This is a genomic window from Streptoalloteichus hindustanus, assembly GCF_900129375.1.
Classification (GTDB): Bacteria; Actinomycetota; Actinomycetes; order Mycobacteriales; family Pseudonocardiaceae; genus Streptoalloteichus; species Streptoalloteichus hindustanus.
In genome coordinates this window covers 269,248-286,991 of the sequence record NZ_FQVN01000004.1, presented here as the reverse complement: position 1 = coordinate 286,991, position 17,744 = coordinate 269,248, and the positions used below count along the sequence as shown (strand labels likewise).

The window sequence follows — 17,744 nt, the reverse complement described above, 5'->3', positions numbered from 1 at the left end:
GACGAGCATACGTAATGAAAATCGTTATCGTCAAGATCATGATCCCGACCTGCCCGGAACGATGCTCCGATCACCCGATCGTGGTTGGAAATGAAAACGCTTTGCGCTACGGTCACGCCGCGTCCAGGAAGATTCGGTCTGGCATGCGCCGGGGGCTGGGGTGTCAACATGCGTGTTCGAGGCAGAGCGACCGCGCTCGGCGGCGTCCTGCTCGCGGTCGTGCTGGCCGCGTCGGGTTGCGCCACCGGCCAACCCGGGCCCGACAAGCGCCACGAGGCGGGGGGAACCCGGCCGGACGTGAACGCCAGGCCGCGGTCGGCGTTGCGCGACGGAGGCGATCTCCGCATCCCGATCGACGCGTTACCCAGCAACTACAACCCGAAACAGGTCAACGGCGCGCGCACCACCACCTACCAGCTCGCCGAGGCGATCCTGCCCAGCGCCTTCCTCGACGGCGCCGACGGGGTCCCGGTGCTCAACCGGGACTTCTTCGACAGGGCCGAACTCGTCTCCACCGCGCCGCAGGTCATCCGCTACCAGATCGCGGCCAATGCCGTGTGGAGCAACGGAAGGCCGGTCAGCTGGGAGGACCTGCACAGCCACTGGCGCGCGTTGCGCGGCGAGGACGGCCGGTACGAGGTCAACAACCACGTCGGCTACCAGGACGTCGCCAGCGTCGAGCGCGGCGGATCGGACAGGGAGGTCGTGCTGACCCTCGCCCGGCCGTTCGCCGAGTGGCAGGGCCTGTTCCGCCCGCTGGTGCCCAAGGAGCTCACCGAGACCCCCGAGGCGTTCAACCGGTCCTGGCTCGCCGGGCCGACGGTCACCGCCGGCCCCTTCGAGGTCGCCTCGGTCGACGCCACGGCGAAGATCATCACGTTGCGGCGCAACCCGAAGTGGTGGCGGGACCGGCCGCCGCTGGACCGGATCATCTTCCGCGTGCTCGACCCGTCGGCCCGCGCGGACGAACTGGCCAACCGCGGCATCGACATCTACCCGGTCGGCGCGGACCTCGACCTGTTCACCCGGGCCAACACCATCCCCGGCGTGGAGATCCGGCAGGCCACCGAACGGCTGGCGGGGCAGGTGACGTTCAACGGCGGCGAGGGCGCCCTGCTGCGCGACGAGGACCTGCGCAGGGCGGTCGCCCAGGGCATCGACCCGCAGGCGATCACCACCGTGCTGCTGGGCCCCATCGCCCGCGGCGCCAAGGCCGTGGGCAGCCACATCCTGCCGCCGGGACACGCCGGCTACAAGGACAACTCGCGTGTGCTGCCGTTCGACGCGAACGCCGCGCGCACCAAGCTCGACGAGCTCGGCTGGAAGCTCCAGGGCAAGTTCCGCGCCAAGGACGGCCAGCGGCTCGCGCTCCGGTTCGTGGCGCAGGCCAACCCGACCGGGCGCACCGTCTCCGGCCTGATCGTCGACCAGCTCGCGGCGATCGGGGTCGAGGCGAAGGTCGAGTCCGTGCCGGTCGAGAAGTTCTACGACAGCTACCTGTTGCCGGGCAACTTCGACATCATCGCGTTCGAGTGGACCAAGTCGGCGTACCCGATCTCCCACGACCGCCCGGTCTTCCAGGAGCCGGTGGGCGCGAGGTACGGCAACAACTTCGGCCGCATCCACATCCGCGAGCTCGACGGGCTGTACGACCGCGCGGTCGGCGAGCTGGACTCGGCGAAGCGGGACGAGCTCGCCAACGAGATCGACGTACTGGCCTGGCGGCACGCCCACCACCTCCCGCTCTACCCGGGGTCCGGCGCGTACGCGGCGCGCAGGGACCTCGCCAACTACGGCGCCCACGGGCTCGGGCTCTACGGGTTCGCCACCGCGGGATTCCTCAAGTGACCGTCGTCGGTCACGACGAGCGCGCGGTTCCCTTGCCCGACAACGGGTCTCGGGCATGGGCGGGCTGGCGGGCCGGCCGGACCGGGGTCCGGCTCGCCGCCCGCCTGTCGGGGTGGCTCGCGCTGTGCCTGGCCGCGACGTTCCTCACCTACACCCTCGCCTCGCTCAGCTTCGACCCCCTCGCCGAGCTGCGGACGACGCAACCGCCCACCCCCCAGGCCGTTCTCGACGCGCGGGCCGCGGCGCTGGGCCTGGACCGGCCGATCCCGCTGCGGTTCCTGCGCTGGCTGTCCGGGGCGCTCGTCGGCGACTTCGGGATCACCGTGACCGGCAACGACATCTCCGACGAGGTGTGGCGCAGGGCGGGCACCAGCCTGCGCCTGTTCGCCCCCGGCAGCGTGCTGGCCGTGGTCCTGGGCGTCGCCTTCGGCATCTGGGGCGCGTTCCGGGCGCGGCGCGTGTCGGAGCGGCTGTCGATGTTCGGGGCGCTGGTGTTGTTGGCCATCCCCGTCTTCGTCCTCGGCACCGTGCTCAAACTGTTGTGGTTACCGGTCAACAACGCCGCGGGCGCCGAACTCCTCCCCTTCTCCGGGGAGACCACGCCCGGCGCCGACCTCACGGGATGGGCCGCCCTCGGCGACCAGGCCCGACACCTGGTGCTGCCGACCATCACCGTCGCGTTGCCGCAGATCGCCTTCTACAGCCGGTACCAGCGGGCGGCGATGTTGGAGGTCCTGCACAGCGACTTCCTGCGCGCCGCGAGGGCCAGAGGGCTGCGGCGCGGCCAGGCGGTGCTGCGGCACGGCCTGCGGATGGCGTTGATCCCGATGACCGCGTTGGTGGCGTTCAGCTTCGGGCTGCACCTGGCGGGCGGGGTGTTCACGGAGCGGATCTTCGGGTGGCACGGGTTGGGCGACTGGCTGCTGCAGAGCATCCGGGAGCAGGACGCCATGGTGGTGGCCACGACGACCCTGCTGATGGCCGTGCTGGTGGTCGTCGTCGGGTGGATCGCCGACCTGGTCCTGGTGGTGCTCGACCCGAGGGTGCGGAGGGTCCGGCCGTGACGCGAAACCTCCTGCGCGCTCTGTCGGTCCGGGGCCGGCGCACGGCGGCGATCGGCGCGGGGGTGCTCCTCCTGCTCGCCGTCGCGGCGGTCGTCGGCCCCGGCCTGTCCCCCTACGACTACGCGCAACAGGACCTCGGCGCGTACTTCTCGCCGCCGTCGGCAGAACACCCGCTCGGCACCGCGCGACTCGGCGAGGACGTCCTCGCGCAGTGCCTGCGCGGCATGCAGAAGTCCCTGGTGATCGGTCTGCTGGCGGCGGTCGCGTCGACGACGCTCGCGGCGGTGGTCGGCACGCTGGCCGGCTACCTCGGCGGCGCGGTGGACCGGGTGTTGATGGCGCTGGTCGACGTCCTGCTCGTGCTGCCCTCGATCCTGGTCGTGGCGGTGCTCTCCCCCGCGCTGCGCGGCGAGTCCTGGCTGGTGCTCGTGGTGCTCATCGCGGCGTTCGAGTGGATGTTGACCGCGCGGGTCGTGCGCGCCCGCGCGCGCAGTCTGCGCACGGCCGACTTCGTCGCCGCCGCCGAGTACATGGGGGCGTCGGTCCCCCGCGTCGTCTTCCGCCACCTGCTGCCGCAGATGGCCCCGTTGCTGCTGATCGACTGCACGATGAACGTCGCGAAGGCGATCCTGGCCGAGGCCGGGTTGAGCTACTTCGGTTTCGGGGTGCAGCCGCCGGACATCTCGCTGGGCACACTGGTCTCCGTGGGCAGCGCGTCCGCGCTCACCTTCCCCTGGATGTTCCTCGCCCCGGTCGGCTTCCTCGTGGCGACCGTCCTCGGCGTCGGCATGCTCGGCGAGGGCCTGCGCGCCGAACTGGACGAGGAGAGGAAAGCATGAGCGTCGGCCCGCCCCTGCTGGAGATCAGCGGGCTCACCGTCGCCTTCCCGCACCGCGCCGGCCGCGCGGTCGCGGTGGACGACGTCGACCTGACCGTCCACAGTGGAGAGAGTGTGGCGGTCGTCGGCGAGTCCGGGTCCGGCAAGTCGACCATCGCCTACGCGGTGATGGGGCTGCTCCCGGACAGCGCCGAGGTGAGCGGCTCGGTCCGGCTGGCCGGGCGGGAGCTGCTCGGCCTCGACGACCGCGCGCTGTCGGGGATTCGCGGCAACCGGATCGCCATGGTGTACCAGGACCCGCTCGCCGCGCTCACCCCGGTGATCAGCGTGGGCGCGCAGATCGCCGAGGCGGTCACCATCCACCGGCCCGAGGTCGGGCGGCGCGCCGCGTTCGCCAGGGCGGTCGAGTTGTTGGACGTGGTCGGCATCGCCGACGCCGCCCGGCAGGCCACCGCGCTGCCGCACGAGTTCTCCGGCGGGATGCGGCAACGCGCCGCGATCGCCATGGCGATGGCCAACGACCCCGAGCTGATCATCGCCGACGAGCCGACCAGCGCGCTCGACGTGACGATCCAGGCCCAGATCCTCGACCTGCTCGCCGACGTGCGGGCCAGGACCGGCGCCGCGCTGCTGCTGATCACGCACGACCTGGGCGTGGTGGCGCGCGGCTGCGACCGGGTGGGCGTGCTGCACCGGGGCGCACTGGTCGAGCAGGGCGAGGTGGCGACCGTGTTCGACAGACCCGACAGCGACCAGTTGCGCCGTCTGCTCACGGCGGCCCCCTCCGCCCCAGTCAGTCCACAGAGGACGGACGACTCCGCGCGGCGCGAGGTGGTCCTGCGCGTCGACGGGTTGCGGCGGCACTTCCCCGTGGGCTCCGGTTTTCCCCGGCGCTCCCGGCAGGTGCTGCGCGCGGTCGACGGGGTGGACCTGGAGTTGGCCGCCGGCGAGGCCCTGGCCCTGCTCGGGGAGTCCGGCTGCGGCAAGACGACGGTCCTGCGGGAGGTCATCGCTCTGCGCAGGCCGATGGCGGGCGCCGTCGAGCTGCTCGGCCACGATCTGGCCGCCCTGGGCTCGCGCGCCCGCGCCGCGCTGCGCCGGGAGGTCCAGGTGGTGCTCCAGGACCCGTCGGCGTCCCTGAACCCGCGGATGTCGGTCGGTGAGCTGGTCGCCGAGCCGCTGCGCATCCACGGGGTCGGCCGGCGGGACCGCCACGCCCGGGTCGCCGAGCTCCTCGGTCTGGTGGAACTGCCGGCCGACTGCGCGGCGCGACGACCCGAGGAGTTGTCCGGCGGCCAGCGGCAGCGCGTCGCGATCGCCAGGGCGTTGGCGCCCCAACCCCGGGTGGTGCTGCTGGACGAGCCGGTGTCGGCGTTGGACACCGCGCTGCGGGCCGGGATCATGGATCTGTTGAACCGGCTGCGCGACCAGTTCGACCTGGCGTTTCTCATGGTGTCGCACGACATCGCGCTGACCCGCCGGTCCGTGGAGCGGGTGGCCGTGATGTACCTGGGCCGGATCGTGGACACCGGGCCCACGTCCGCGGTGCTCGACGCGCCGCTGCACCCCTACACCCGCGCGCTGGTCGCCGCCACCCCGCTGCTCGACGTCCGCGCCGAGCGCCTCCGTCCACACAGGACACTCACCGGCGAGCTGCCCAGCCCCACCGAACGCCTCGACGGCTGCGCGTTCCGGAGCCGCTGCCCGCTGTTCGCCGAGTTGTCCGGGGGCGACCGGGAGCGGTGCGTCCGCGTGGCACCCGACCTGCTGCCCGTTGGCGGGCAGCAGGTCGCGTGCCACCACGTCGACCAGCTATGACGCCAGGTCCTCGGCCAGGGACGCTCCGCTGATGCGGAACTCCCGAGCGACCGTCGTGATCGCCTGACTCACCTCGTCGCTGCTGCCGCCGCGGAACCGGAACCGGCCACCGACGTGCTCGTAGTAGGCGTCGGCCGCCGGCAGGACCTCGCCCTCGCGGAGCACGACCTCGGCGTAGAGCCCGGGAACCGCGTCCAGCATGGGCGTGGCCCCGTGGACGCGACAGGGCCGCTGGGCCGGGGCGGGCACGATCAGCCAGCCGCCGATCTCCGCGCCGGGCGCTGGTGGCCGCCCGGGCGCGGGGAGGTCGCCGAGCGCGACGCGGAACGCGGCGTCGTTCAGGTCGTAGCCGTGCAGTTCCCGCCACAGGAACGGGATCTCGGCCCCACCGGCCCGCGCGCCGACCTCCAGGAAGCGGAACCCCTCCTCGGTGACGAAGAGCTCCAGGTGGAACACCGTCGGTTTCGTGGTGAGCGCCCGCATCACGCGGGCGGCGAACTCCCCGATGCGGGACCGCTCGCGGTCGTCGTCGACCTCCACGGACCCGAGCGGGGTCCCGGTGCGGAACTCCAGGCACGTGCGCAGGTAGCGGGACACCCGCCAGGTCGTGATCCGCCGCCCGTCGAACACACCGTCCACGTGGTGCACGTCGCCCTGGCTGAACGCCTGCACCAACATCGCACCAGCGGCACCACCGGTGCCCTCAGTGCCACCGACTCCGACGTTAGTGCCGTCGCCGACGTTAGTGCCGTCGCCGTCGCCGTCGGGAAGGTCCCACGGCCCGTGCAGCACCACCACGCCCTCGCTGGCGCTGCTCGACCGCGGTTTGAGCACCACCGGCCAACCGTGTGCGGCGGCGAAGTCCCGGATGTCGTCGATCCCCGTGACCGCGGCGAAAGCGGGAACGTCGACCCCCACCGCGGCCACCACCCGCGACATGGTGAGCTTGTCGCGGAACAGGACCACCTCCTCCGGTGTCGGGCCCGGACATCCCCACTCGGCGCGGAGGTGTGCCGCGACCAGCAGGTCGTCCTCCTTCAACGCCACCACGCCGGCGGGCGCGCCGTGCCGCTCGGCGAGCCCGCGGACCTCGCCCCGCACCGCGGGGAGGTCGTCGGTCGCGGGCACGACGACGACCTCCCCGGCGGTGGACGGCACGGCGTCGAGCCCCACCTCGGTGGTGACGTAGGTGACGACGTGCCGGTCGTGGTCGATGTACCGGGCGTACTCGGCGTACCGGTCCCGCCAACGGTGCAGCACCACGACGTGCGGCCGTGGCCTGCTCACGGCTGGGCGACCTGGTAGAAGCCGCGCCCGTCCAGGTAGTTGACCGCGCGGAAGTCGTCGGCCACGACCTGGGCGACCGGGTGCGCCAGGCCGATCATCATCGGCTCCGTGCAGTCGTCGACGGTCTTCGGCAGCCGCTGCCCCGGCCGCACGCCGATGTGCGCCTGGTGGAAGCTGGGCAGCGCGCGCACCTCGTCCAGCAGCGGGTAGGACTCCAGCACGCCCTCGACGGGCGAGGTCAGGTACGCCATCACCACGTGCTTGTCGACCCGGTGCGGCCGCTGGTACTCGGCGAGGAACCGCTCCGGCTCCAGGTAGGCGGCCACCGTCCACTCCAGTTGCGACTCGCCGCCGGCGAGCTGGGCGTACTGGGCCGCTCCCCCGCCGCACAACCGGATTCCGGCCTCGACCAGGCAGGGTCCGTCCACAGTGGACATGATCTCCAGGTGTGCGGGGCCGTGGCCGACGCCGAGCGCGTCGAGCACCGCGAAGGCGTAGGCCACGAGCTCCGGCACGTCGTCGACCGGCGTCGAGAAGACCCCGCTGTGCCGGTTCACCACGCCGTTGACCGTCATCTTGGCGTACTGCCAGATGTCGGTGACGCGGTGGTGGCCCGCGCAGCTCACGGTGTTGACCGCGAACTCGGTGCCCGTCAGGTACTCCTGCGCGACCACGCCCTCGTTGCGCACGGCGAAGATGTTCGTGCTGCCGGCGACGGCCCGGTAGGCCGCGACCGACTCCTCGGGGGTGTCGCAGAAGGTCACCCCGTCGTTGCCCGCGCTGCGGATCGGCTTGACGACCACCCTCCCGCCGATCTCTGCGTGCCAGGCCCGCAACGCGTCCTCGTCGGTGACGAGCAGTTGGCGCGTGCTGCGCAGACCGGCCGCCCGCAACGTCTCGTTCTGCCGGAACTTGTCGCGCCGGGCCGCGCTGTGCCGGGTTCCGTTGGTGACCAGGCCGAGCGCCTCGCTGAGCTGGTCGGCCAGCTCCACCCCGGTCTCCCCGCCGGTGATGACCACCTCCGGCCGGTGCTTGGCCACCGCGTCGCGGGTCGCGTCGAAATCGCCCTCGTGGACGATGTTGTCGGCGAACAGCGCCAGGTCGGGGTGCCGACCGTAGACCGGGGGCGCCTCGCGCGTGCTCTGCACCCGGACCACGGACACGCCCGCGTCCCGGAACGCCTCGGCCAGCGCCAGCGTCGGCGCGTAGACGTCCACCATGGCAATGGTCCTGCTCATTCAGTTCCCTTCACAGCGACGCACGACCGCCAGCAGCCGGTCGATCTCGTCGGGGGTGTTGTAGGCGTGCAGGCTCACCCGCACCGCCCGGTCCTCGGTGTCCCTGCCCGCCTGGCAGTGGCTGTCGGCGCGGACCATGATCCCCTCGCTGGCCAGCACGAACCCGAGGTCGTCGGACCGCACCTTCCGGTGCCGGAACGTCACGATCCCCTCGCGGCGCTGGACGTCGGAGTCCGCGGTGAGGCTGCGCTGGCAGCCGAGCACGTCGACGTCCTCCAGCCGGTTCAGCCCGTCGGTGAGCCGCACGCCCAACGCCGTCGTCCAGTCGCGGATGTTGTCCAGCCCCGCCGCGTCGAGCCAGTCGAACGCGGCCTCCAGGCTGACGATGGCCGCCGTGTTCGGCGTGCCCGCCCAGCCGCCGAGCGCGAAGCGCGGGCCGCGGGTGTTGCGGGCCCAGACCGCGCCGATGCCCGGCAGCGCCAACATCTTGTGCCCGGAGAACACGACGAAGTCGACGTCGAGCTCGGCCACCGACACCGGCCCGTGCCCCATGCTCTGCGCGGCGTCCAGGCAGATCGGCACATCGGGTCCGACGACGTCCCGGATGCGGTGCACGTTCATGTTGCCGCCGTACACGTGGTGGACGTGGGTCGCGGCCACGAACCGGGTGCGGTCGTTGACGATCCCGGGCAGGGCGCGGTGGTCGTAGTCGCCGGAGGCCGGGTCCACCGGCAACCTCCGCACCGTGATCCGCACGCCCTGCCGGGCCAGCACGTCCCGCACCTCCAGCCAGGGCAGCAGGTTCGCCTGGTGGTCCCCGAAGGGGACGATGATCTCGTCCCCCTCGGTGAGCAGCCCGGCGAGCCAGTCGGTGGCGATCGCGCGCAGCCCGTGGCTGGTGCCGCTCACGAACTCCACTGTGGAGTCCGAGTTGTCGTCGCCGAGCGCCTGTCTGATCCGCTCCCTGGCGGAGGCGACCCTGGCCGTGGTGTTGTTCGCCCACGGGTAGGAGCCCCGCCCGACGTTGGCGTTCGTCGTCGACAGGAACTCGGCGACCGCGTCGAGCACCGCCCCGGGCTTCTGGGCGGTCGCCGCACTGTCCAAATAGGCCAGATCGGGATTCGCCGTCAGGATCGGGAAGTCCGCGCGCACGCCCCGCTGCCACTCGCGCAGCCGCTCCAGCGGCTCCGTGTCAACCATCGTGGTCATGGGTCGCCGACCTCAGTCCCGCACCAGGGGCGCGCCGGCGTCCCGCCACGCGACCACGCCACCGCTGAGGCTGCGCACGTCCTGGTGGCCCATGCGGGTCAGCAGGGCGGCGAACCGCGCGGACTTCTCGCCGACCGGGCAGACCAGCAGCACCGGTTTGCTGGCGCCGAACGGCAGACCGCCGTGCACGAGCTCGGCGAACAGCTCGTCGACGATGTTCACCGAGTCCTCGATGTGCAGGGCCGCGTAGGCGAACGAGCCGCGCAGGTCCACCACCAGCGGTCGGGCCTCGGCGATCCAGCGCCGCGCCTCGGCGACGTCGACGGTGGCGGCCGCCGCGATCTCGGCGTCGGTCAGGGTGTCCACGGAGTTGCCCCGCGCGGGCTGGTTCAGCAGTTCGGGCCGGCGCTGCCGGACGTAGCTCATGTAGCTCTCGACCCGGTCGCACACGATGAACACCGCGTTGCGCCGCTCGGTGAGCGTCTCGTCAATGGTCTTCAGGTAGCGGACGGCGCCGAAGTAGGCCGCGCCGCCAGTGGGCCCGCCGAGCATGCCGCACCGCCGGTTGAGGGTGAGCATCCCGTCGATGGCCTCCTGCGCGGTGACCGACTCGATGGTGTCGTAGGTGCCCGGGTCGAACAGGCCGACCTCGTTGACCTCGTCGATGTTGCGGATGCCGGGGATGAAGTCGGACTTGTGCGCGACGAGGCCGACGATGTCCACCGCCGGGTTGTGCTCGCGCAGCACCCCGGCCACACCCGAGGACGAGCCCGCCGTGCCGACGCAGGCGATGAAGTGGTCCGGGCCGCGGCCGTCCAGGTCCTTGACGATCTCCGGGCCGGTGGAGCCGCGGTGCGCGTCCAGGTTCAGCGGGTTGAAGTACTGGTCGGTGTGCAGGTAGCCGTTGCCCTCCTCGGACAGCATCCGGTACATCCGGGTGAGCGGGTCCTCGGTGTCGGTCGGGTCCAGGCACTCCGTCTGGCCGGGCAGCTCCTCGATCTGCGCGCCGAGCAGCAGCAGGAGGTCCTTGATCTCGGGGACCTTCATCCGGTTCGTCACGCTCTTGAACGGCAGCCCGTGCATGGCGGCGATGACGGCCAGCGCCTTGGCGGTGTTGCCGCTGGAGAGCTCCACGATCATGTCGCCCCGCTCGACGGCGTCGGGCAGCCCGGCCCTGGCCATGTTCCACGCGGGCCGGTCCTTCACCGAGCCGAACGGGTTGAGCATCTCCAGCTTGGCGTACAGGTCGATGTTGCGCAGTCCGTGCACCTCGGGCGCCACCCGGACCAGCGGGGTGTCCCCGATGACGTCGGTGATGCTGTCGTACCTCATGCCCGGCTCCCCTTCGTCGGCCAGTACTCCTCGTCCAGACACCAGCGCCACGTCCCCCCGTCGCGGAACATCGCGACCTTGCGGGCGACCGGCTGCATCAACGCGTGGTCCGCCGCGAAATCCATGAAGTACCCGGCGGTGTTGGCGAACACGAGCAGGTCGCCCGGCGCCGGGCGGTGCGGCAGGAACACCTTCCTGCGGGTGATCAGGTCGTCCTCAAGGCAGAGGTTCCCCGACAGGTAGACCCCGGTGGGCCGCCCGGTCCCCTCGCCGGCCGGGTTCGCCCTGACCAGGATCGGGTCCACCAGGACCGCGTGCTCCTCCAGGCTGATGTCCCGCGAGTTCGCGCCGACCCGGACCAGCGGGTCGCCGGAACTGGTCGTGCGCACCTCCTCGACCAGGGTCAGCGTCAGTCCACACTGGTCGACCAGGGCACGGCCCGGTTCGATGTGCAGGTCGTAGAGGTTCTCCAGCAACAGGGTCGCCAACGACCGTCGCAGGGACGGCGCCTCCCCCGACAACAGCTCGTCCAGGTAGCGTTCGCCCGCCACCGGTCGGTAGCTGGGGTACAGACCCAGCGCGCCGCGCAGCGTGCCCGCCTCCACGCGCAGGCCGTAGCCGTGGTTCTGCCAGGTCAGCGGGGGACGGTTGCCGAGCACCGCGTTGCCCAGCTCGGTGGTGTACCGCTCCCACTCCTCCTGGTCGGCGAGGTAGTTGGCCCCGTAGCCGCCACCGATGTCCACCGCGAACGGGTTGTAGCCGCGTTGTCGGCACTCGCGCATCGCCCGCAGACAGCCCTCAAGCGCGAGTGCCTTCTCCACCAGCCCGATGGTGTCGAGGTGGTAGGACACCCCGAGGAGGTTGAACACGTCGCGGTACTTGTCGACGACGTCGAGCAGATCGGTGATTTCCCGCTCGTGGCAACCGAACCGACTCGGCCGGCTGAGCACGGGGACGCCCCTGGACTCGAAGGCCGACAGGCGCAGCATGACCCGCACCCGGGGAAGCGCGTGCGCGGTCAGCAGTTCGCCGAGCTGGACCAGCTCCTCGCGGGAGTCCGCGTTGACCACCGCGCCGCACCGGGCGGCCAGCCACAGGAACTCGGCGCTCTTCGGTCCGGTGGCCATGATCCGGTCGCCGGAGAACCCGGCGGACAGGGCGTGCCGCAGCTCGGCGAGGGAGGCCACGTCCACCCCGGCCTCGCTCGCCGCCAGCTCGCGCACCAGCGCGCTGGACCGGTTCGCCTTGTGCGCGAAGTAGATGGTCCCGCCGAGGTGGTGTTTTCCGTAGACCTCCCGGTACTTCGCGTAGTTGTCGACGATCTGTCGGGGAACGAGAACGTTGAGCGGCGAGCCGAGCCCACTGACCATGGCCAGGAGAGCGTCCGTTTCCTGGACGATTTCCCCCATGTATTGACTCAGACGCGGCCGCAGATACAGGTCCGCAGACAACCAAGCCCCCATTTCACAAGACATGGTTCGACGCCGCCGCGACAGCCCCAGACCGCGGCGTAGGCCCTGGTCGAAACCCCCAGCAAATGTCAAAGACGCGGCGAATCTAGCACGGCCCGCACTGCCGAGAAGAAAGTTACTCCGATCGCCGCAGCCACTGCGGCAATGGCCTTATTCCACACCACCCTGCCATGCAGACAGCGCCACATATCTATTCGTTGATATTTGGTTCGCTTATGCCGCCGCGCCAACGGCCCGAAGACCGACCCGTGATCGGCTCCGCCTCGCAGCAGTCCCGTCCCAGCGCACGGGGCCACCGCTCCCGCCACGCGTGGGCGTGCCTCACGCGGAAAGAGATCACCGGGGACACACGAACCCGGGCCAGGTCCGACGTGGACCGTCATCGACGGAAAGCGTTCTCCCGCGCGCCGCCCCGAGTCCACTCCCCAGCTCGGCCCGGCCGAGTGATGGCACATCGGTCACCGCGTCAGCTTCGCCGGCGACTGGTTCCCCGGAGATTCTGGACAGATTTTCAGCCTTGCGCAATCGGTACCAAACGGACAACGCGAAGCGGGCGCGGCATCCCTTCTTCGGATGCCGCGCCCGCTGTTGTCGTGGCTCCGGGCTACGGGTGTCTGTTCGCCGGAGCGGTCACGCGTGCCGCGGAGAGGGCCGTTCCCGCTCGCGCTCCACGGTGGGCGGCGAGGCGAGCGGGGCGAAAGCCACGAGGTAGCAGAGGGCGGCCAGCGGAGCGAGATCGAGCGTGATGAGGGGAAGGGCCGAGCCGAGCGCGAAGAGGGCGACGCTCCACCACCGGAGCCGGCCGGCACGCGCCAGCATCACCGTCAGCGCCAGGAGAGCGACCACCCACAGCTGCGGCCCGACGAGGTAGAAGGTGGCTCGCACGCCGGGGAACGACTGGAAGGGCTGAAGAGCAGCGCTCATCTCCGCCCGGTCGGTGGCGACCAGCCCCGCGACGATGTCGGCCGTGAACTGCACCAGCAGCGTCGCCAGGCTGACGAGCGCGGTCACCGAGGCGACCTCGCGCCAGGGGCCGGCCGGCAGCAGACGGCGGATTCCCAGCACCAGCGCGCCGAACATGACGAAGCCGAGGAGGCCGACCACGTGGGCCGTGAACCAGTCCATCCCCGGTCCGTAGTGTCCGTCCATCCGGCCCACGAACCGGATCACGCCGTAGCCGAGGAAGCACAGCGGCCCGGCGGTCAGGGCAAGTCTGCTGATTCGCACGGGACGAGCGTTCCCCGCACAACCGCCCGTCGGCTCCGGGATCTCCCCGAGGGCACCCTGGAGATCGGTCCCCGAGACTTCGCCGCCGGGGGGCGGCAACACCTCGGCACTCTGGCCCACACCGGGCAGGTCGTGGTCAGTCCACTGAGGACTGTTCGAGGTAGGTGTCCTCAGTGGAGTAGTCGAAGTAGTCCACGCCGCTGTACGCGGATGTCATGCGGGGCAGCACTTCACGCCAGTCCCGGTCGGCGGTGGCCCGCACGACCCAGTCGATCTCCTCGGCCAACGCCTGGTCGTACCGGCACGCCGGGCGGTAGCCGAGGTCCCGTGTCGCGCGGTCCGTGCTGAGCACCACCGGGTTCGGGACCGTCCACGGGGTCAGGCCGAGCGGGGCGGGCGCGTGGGCGGGGAGCGGGATCTCGCGGCGGTCGTGGTCCAGGAGGCGGGCCACCGCCCGGCTGATCTCCAGCACGCTCGGCGCCTCCGGGTCGGCGGCGTTGAGGACCCGGTGCTCGGGGTCGGTCGCGGTCAGCCGGACGAGCTCGCCGAGGTTGGCGGTCGCGGTGGTCTGGAACCGGTTCCGGCCGCCGTCGGCGAGCAGGACGTGCGGGCGGCGGTCGAGTGCGCGCTTGACGAAGTGCCACTCCCGGAGATGGGTCGAGTGGGGTCCGTGGATGGCAGCGGGGCGCAACACGGTGACCGGGACGGAGCAGCCGTCGAGCAGGATCTTCTCCACCAACCGTTTGCGGGTGGCATAGGTGTCGGAGCCGGCGGGGACGGTGGGCTGGTCCTCGGTGATGCGGTCGGGGTAGCACGGGAACAGCTCGGGCTCGGTGGCGAACATCGTGCGGCCGGCGTGGTCGACGTAGACGGCGGCGGTGGAGATCACCGTCAGGTGCCCGACGCCCTCCGCGGCCGCGAGGAGCTGACGCGCTTCCGGCTCCGTGTAACAGATGCAGTCCACGAGCAGGTCCCTGCCCGTGGCCAGCCGGCGGAGATCGGCGGTCGGATCCGAGCGGTCGAACGGCACCTGGCGCACTCCGAGTTCCGCCAGCGACCCGGGAAGCCGGCGGCGCCCTCGGGTGGCGAGGACGACGGCCCATCCGTCCCGGACCAGCCGCCGCGCGATCGCGACTCCGGTCTGGCCGGCGCCGCCCAACACCACCGCCTCGCGTCCCACGCCACGACCGTGGCCCGGACGCCGGGCGTCGGACAACCGCCAGGTCGGCACCGCCGCCGCGACGGACATTGCCGAACGGGTGACGTGCGCGGCGCGGGACACCGTGGTTCGGGTGGATGTGCCGCCCGAACAGCACAGGGATCACTGACCGTTCGGGTGCGGCCGGCTCCGCACGCCGCCGTTACTCTCGCGGAAAGGCCCTTCGGCTGCCCACTCTCCGTCGTCGCCCCGGCCGATGTCGCCCGGTTGACGTCGCCCGCCCGATGCCGTGCCGGGACGCCGGACGCCCCGCCCTCTCCGCCGCCCACCGTTGACGAACGACGGGAGGTCCCCATGGTCGCCGACACCGACACCCGGGTCCGGGGCGTGACCGCGGCGAGAACCGTCACGATCACGATCGCGGTCCTGACCCTGGCCTGGCTGGTGGACTACGTGGACCGCGCGATCCTGCCGGTGGCACTGCCCCTCATCGGCGCGGACCTGGGGCTGAGCGCGTCGGCGCAGGGGCTCGTGCTGACGGTGTCCTACGCGGTCTACGCGGCGAGCCAGATCCCGGCCGGGATCATCGCCGACCGCATGGGCAGCGCGCGGACCATGGTCGCCGGGTTGGTGGCGTGGTCGGTCTGCACCGCGGCCACCGGGCTGGTCGCCGGGTTCTGGGGTTTCCTGGGCGCCCGGGTGCTGTTCGCGGTCAGCGTCGCCGCGTTGCCGGCCGCCTCGATGAAGGCGATGGCCGAGCGGGCCGACCCGGACCGGCGGATGACCGCGTACGGCGTCATGTTCTGCACCACCGAGTTCGCCGGCGCGTTGTCGCCGCTGGTGGTGGGGCCGCTGCTGGCGACGCTGGGCTGGCGGCCGAGCTTCCTGCTGGTGGCGGCGGCCGGTGTGGTCACCGCGCCGGTGGTCTGGTGGCTGTTGCCGCCGCCGCGGCCGACCGCGGGCGGGGAACCGGAGAGCGGCAGGGAACCGGAGAGCGGCGGCGAGCGGCTCGGCCTCGCCGGGGCGTGGCGGGTCCTGCGGGTGGGTGTGCTGTGGCGGTTCGCCCTGCTGTTCGGCGGCATCAACATCATCGGGTTCGGCGTCGGCTCCTGGCTGCCCAGCTACCTGGTCGAGGTCCAGCACGTCGGGGTGGGCTGGGCGGGCGTGGCGAGCACCGCCCCCCAGTTCCTGGAGGCGGTGGCGATCATGGTCGGCGGCGTGCTGTTCGACCGGTACTTCCACCACCGGCCGCAGTGGCTGGTGGTGCCCGCGCTGGCGGTGACCGGCCTGCTGATCACGGCCGTCCTGTTCGTCGACGGGGTGGCGCCGTTCCTGGTCCTGGTGACGCTCGCGGTGGGCGTGCGGGGCCTGGCGGTGATGTCCGTCTACGGACTGCCGTTGCGCTCGCTGCCCGCGGAGATCTCCGGGACGGTCAACGGCCTGATCAATTTCGGTGGGCAGGTGTCGGGCGCGGTCGCGCCGCTGGCGATGGGCGTCCTGATCGACGTCCACTCCTACACCGCCGCGTTCGCCTTCCTGTTGTTCGGGGTCGCGGTGTCCGTGGCGGCCGCGTTCTGGATACCCCGGACGCCCGAGGACTTCAGCCGGCGAATCACCGCGCTGACCGCGACCGGTGATTGTGGGAACAACGGGACCGGTGATTGTGCGGGCAAGGGAACGGGACCGGCCGGACGGGGCAACTGACTGGTCCGGGTACGCGCGGGCGCGATGGACCAACATTCGTCCGCTTTTCGGCCTTGCCCTTGCGCACCGCTTTTCACTCTCAGTAATGTCGTTGTCACGCAGTGAATCAAGATCAGGCACGAGCCGTGACCCCGTCGCCGACGGGTCCTCCACCTCCCACCCCCAGGCCCCGTGGAGGCGCGCATGCCGTTCGAGTCCGCGCCGGCGCCGTTCCCGTTCCGCTCCTCCCCCACCCCGCTCGACCTGCCGCCGGACTACGCCCGGCTCCGCCGCCGCGCCCCGGCGAGCCGGGTCCGACTCCCGACCGGGGACACCGCGTGGCTGGTCACCAGCCACGCCGGCGTCCGCGGGGTCCTCACCGACCCCCTCCTCAGCCGCGCCGCCGCCGTCCGCCCCCGGGGCCCGCGCTGCAACGCCGTCGTGCACGAGCCCACCACGCTGGGCGCCATGGACCCGCCCGAGCACACCCGGCTGCGCCGGCTGGTCGCGCCGGCCTTCACGGCCCGGCGGATCGAGCGGCTGCGCCCCGGGGTGGAGCGGCTGGTCCGGCGGCGGGTGGACGCGATCGTCCACAGTGGACCGCCGGCCGACCTGGTCGCGGAGCTCGCCCAGCCGCTGCCCATCACGGTGATCTGCGAGTTGCTCGGCGTCCCCGAGGGCGACCGCGCCGCCTTCCACGCCTGGGCGGAGGTCTTCCTCAGCGCCGGCGGGCACCCGCCGCACGAGGTCCACGCCGCGCGGGCGCGGTTCCAGCGGTACTTCGCCGAGCTGATCGCGGCCCGGCGCGCGCGGGACGGCGACGACCTGCTCCGCGCGCTGGCGGCCGCCCACAGCGACGAGGACCGGCTCAGCCAGGCCGAGTTGGTCAACCTGTGCGTGTCGTTGCTGGTCAACGGGTTCGCGACGACGACGACCCAGATCGTCAACTCGCTGGTCGCGTTGTTCCGGCACCCGGACGAGCTGGCGCGGCTGCGGGCCGATCCCGGCCTGGTCCCCCTCGCGGTGGAGGAGCTGCTCCGGTTCGTGCCGCACCGCAGCGACGGCGGGGCGGTCCGGGTCGCCACCGGGACGGTGGAGCTGTGCGGGGTGGAGATCCCGGCGGGCGACGGCGTGATCCCGGCCGTGAGCGCCGCCAACCACGACCCGGACGTCTTCCCCGCGCCGGACCGCCTCGACGTCGGCCGCGCCCGCAACCCGCACCTGACCTTCGGCCACGGCATCCACCACTGCCTGGGAGTCCACCTCGCCCGACTGGAGCTCACCACCGTGCTCGACGCCCTGGTGCGGCGGCTCCCCCGGCTGCGCCTGGCCGTCGCGGAGCACGAACTGCGTTGGCACACCGACACGTTGCTGCCCTCGCCCGTCCACCTCCCGGTGACGTGGTGAGACATTGTCGACCACGCCCCCGCTCCACGGGAAAAGCTCTTCTGGCGCACGGCGCCGGACCGTTCCCGACCCCAGCGCGACAACAGCGCTTCCGCCGTCGGCAGAAAAGGTGTCGACGGTCGCGTTCACGCGACCAATAAGAGCGCGACGCCAACAAACAGC

The 17,744-nt window shown here is 71.8% G+C and carries 13 protein-coding genes; 6 read left to right on the top strand and 7 right to left on the bottom strand.

What is annotated here, in order from left to right:
• Positions 1 to 168 precede the first annotated feature (168 nt).
• From BUE43_RS14095 to BUE43_RS14080, 4 genes are read left to right on the top strand one after another with little or no spacing between them, the layout of a single operon-like run.
• On the top strand, positions 169 to 1,848 hold the full coding sequence (locus BUE43_RS14095) for an ABC transporter family substrate-binding protein (protein WP_073483190.1): 1,680 nt from the start codon (positions 169 to 171) through the stop codon (positions 1,846 to 1,848).
• Positions 1,845 to 2,912 (top strand): ABC transporter permease, encoded by a 1,068-nt coding sequence (locus BUE43_RS14090; protein WP_234995718.1) that lies wholly within the window; start codon positions 1,845 to 1,847, stop codon positions 2,910 to 2,912. Before BUE43_RS14095 ends, BUE43_RS14090 begins: the two co-directional genes overlap by 4 nt.
• Complete coding sequence (locus BUE43_RS14085; RefSeq protein ID WP_200797507.1) at positions 2,909 to 3,751, top strand: ABC transporter permease; 843 nt, start codon at positions 2,909 to 2,911, stop codon at positions 3,749 to 3,751. Before BUE43_RS14090 ends, BUE43_RS14085 begins: the two co-directional genes overlap by 4 nt.
• Positions 3,748 to 5,568: a dipeptide ABC transporter ATP-binding protein gene (locus BUE43_RS14080; RefSeq protein WP_083959677.1), complete on the top strand. Its 1,821-nt coding sequence runs from the start codon at positions 3,748 to 3,750 to the stop codon at positions 5,566 to 5,568. Before BUE43_RS14085 ends, BUE43_RS14080 begins: the two co-directional genes overlap by 4 nt.
• On the opposite strand, the gene BUE43_RS14075 is transcribed toward BUE43_RS14080, so the two are convergent.
• The 7 genes from BUE43_RS14075 to BUE43_RS14045 form a co-directional block, all read right to left on the bottom strand.
• On the bottom strand, positions 5,563 to 6,855 hold the full coding sequence (locus tag BUE43_RS14075; protein WP_073483189.1) for an ATP-grasp domain-containing protein: 1,293 nt from the start codon (positions 6,853 to 6,855) through the stop codon (positions 5,563 to 5,565). The genes BUE43_RS14080 and BUE43_RS14075 overlap by 6 nt on opposite strands.
• A complete protein-coding gene (locus BUE43_RS14070) occupies positions 6,852 to 8,093 on the bottom strand; it encodes an ATP-grasp domain-containing protein (RefSeq protein ID WP_073483187.1) in 1,242 nt (413 codons plus the stop codon). The genes BUE43_RS14075 and BUE43_RS14070 overlap by 4 nt, the downstream gene beginning before the upstream one ends.
• Positions 8,094 to 9,302, bottom strand: a complete 1,209-nt coding sequence (locus BUE43_RS14065; protein WP_073483184.1) for an aminotransferase class V-fold PLP-dependent enzyme — start codon at positions 9,300 to 9,302, stop codon at positions 8,094 to 8,096.
• 12 nt (positions 9,303 to 9,314) lie between these two features.
• Entirely contained in the window at positions 9,315 to 10,634 is a 1,320-nt protein-coding gene (locus tag BUE43_RS14060; protein ID WP_073483182.1) for a pyridoxal-phosphate dependent enzyme, read from the bottom strand.
• Positions 10,631 to 12,043: a Y4yA family PLP-dependent enzyme gene (locus BUE43_RS14055; RefSeq protein ID WP_200797506.1), complete on the bottom strand. Its 1,413-nt coding sequence runs from the start codon at positions 12,041 to 12,043 to the stop codon at positions 10,631 to 10,633. The genes BUE43_RS14060 and BUE43_RS14055 overlap by 4 nt, the downstream gene beginning before the upstream one ends.
• Before the next feature lie 693 nt (positions 12,044 to 12,736).
• A complete protein-coding gene (locus BUE43_RS14050) occupies positions 12,737 to 13,333 on the bottom strand; it encodes a hypothetical protein (RefSeq protein WP_073483178.1) in 597 nt (198 codons plus the stop codon).
• A 136-nt stretch (positions 13,334 to 13,469) separates the two neighbouring features.
• Positions 13,470 to 14,513 (bottom strand): NAD-dependent epimerase/dehydratase family protein, encoded by a 1,044-nt coding sequence (locus BUE43_RS14045; RefSeq protein ID WP_159447734.1) that lies wholly within the window; start codon positions 14,511 to 14,513, stop codon positions 13,470 to 13,472.
• Between the two features lie 333 nt (positions 14,514 to 14,846).
• Here BUE43_RS14045 and BUE43_RS14040 point away from each other — a divergent pair, with 333 nt between their 5' ends.
• Both BUE43_RS14040 and BUE43_RS14035 read left to right on the top strand, forming a co-directional pair.
• Positions 14,847 to 16,196, top strand: coding sequence for an MFS transporter (locus BUE43_RS14040; protein WP_073483176.1), 1,350 nt, complete (start codon positions 14,847 to 14,849; stop codon positions 16,194 to 16,196).
• 183 nt (positions 16,197 to 16,379) lie between these two features.
• The gene (locus tag BUE43_RS14035) at positions 16,380 to 17,582 is read left to right on the top strand and encodes a cytochrome P450 (RefSeq protein WP_073483174.1); all 1,203 of its coding nucleotides are present in this window, start codon (positions 16,380 to 16,382) and stop codon (positions 17,580 to 17,582) included.
• Positions 17,583 to 17,744 lie beyond the last annotated feature (162 nt).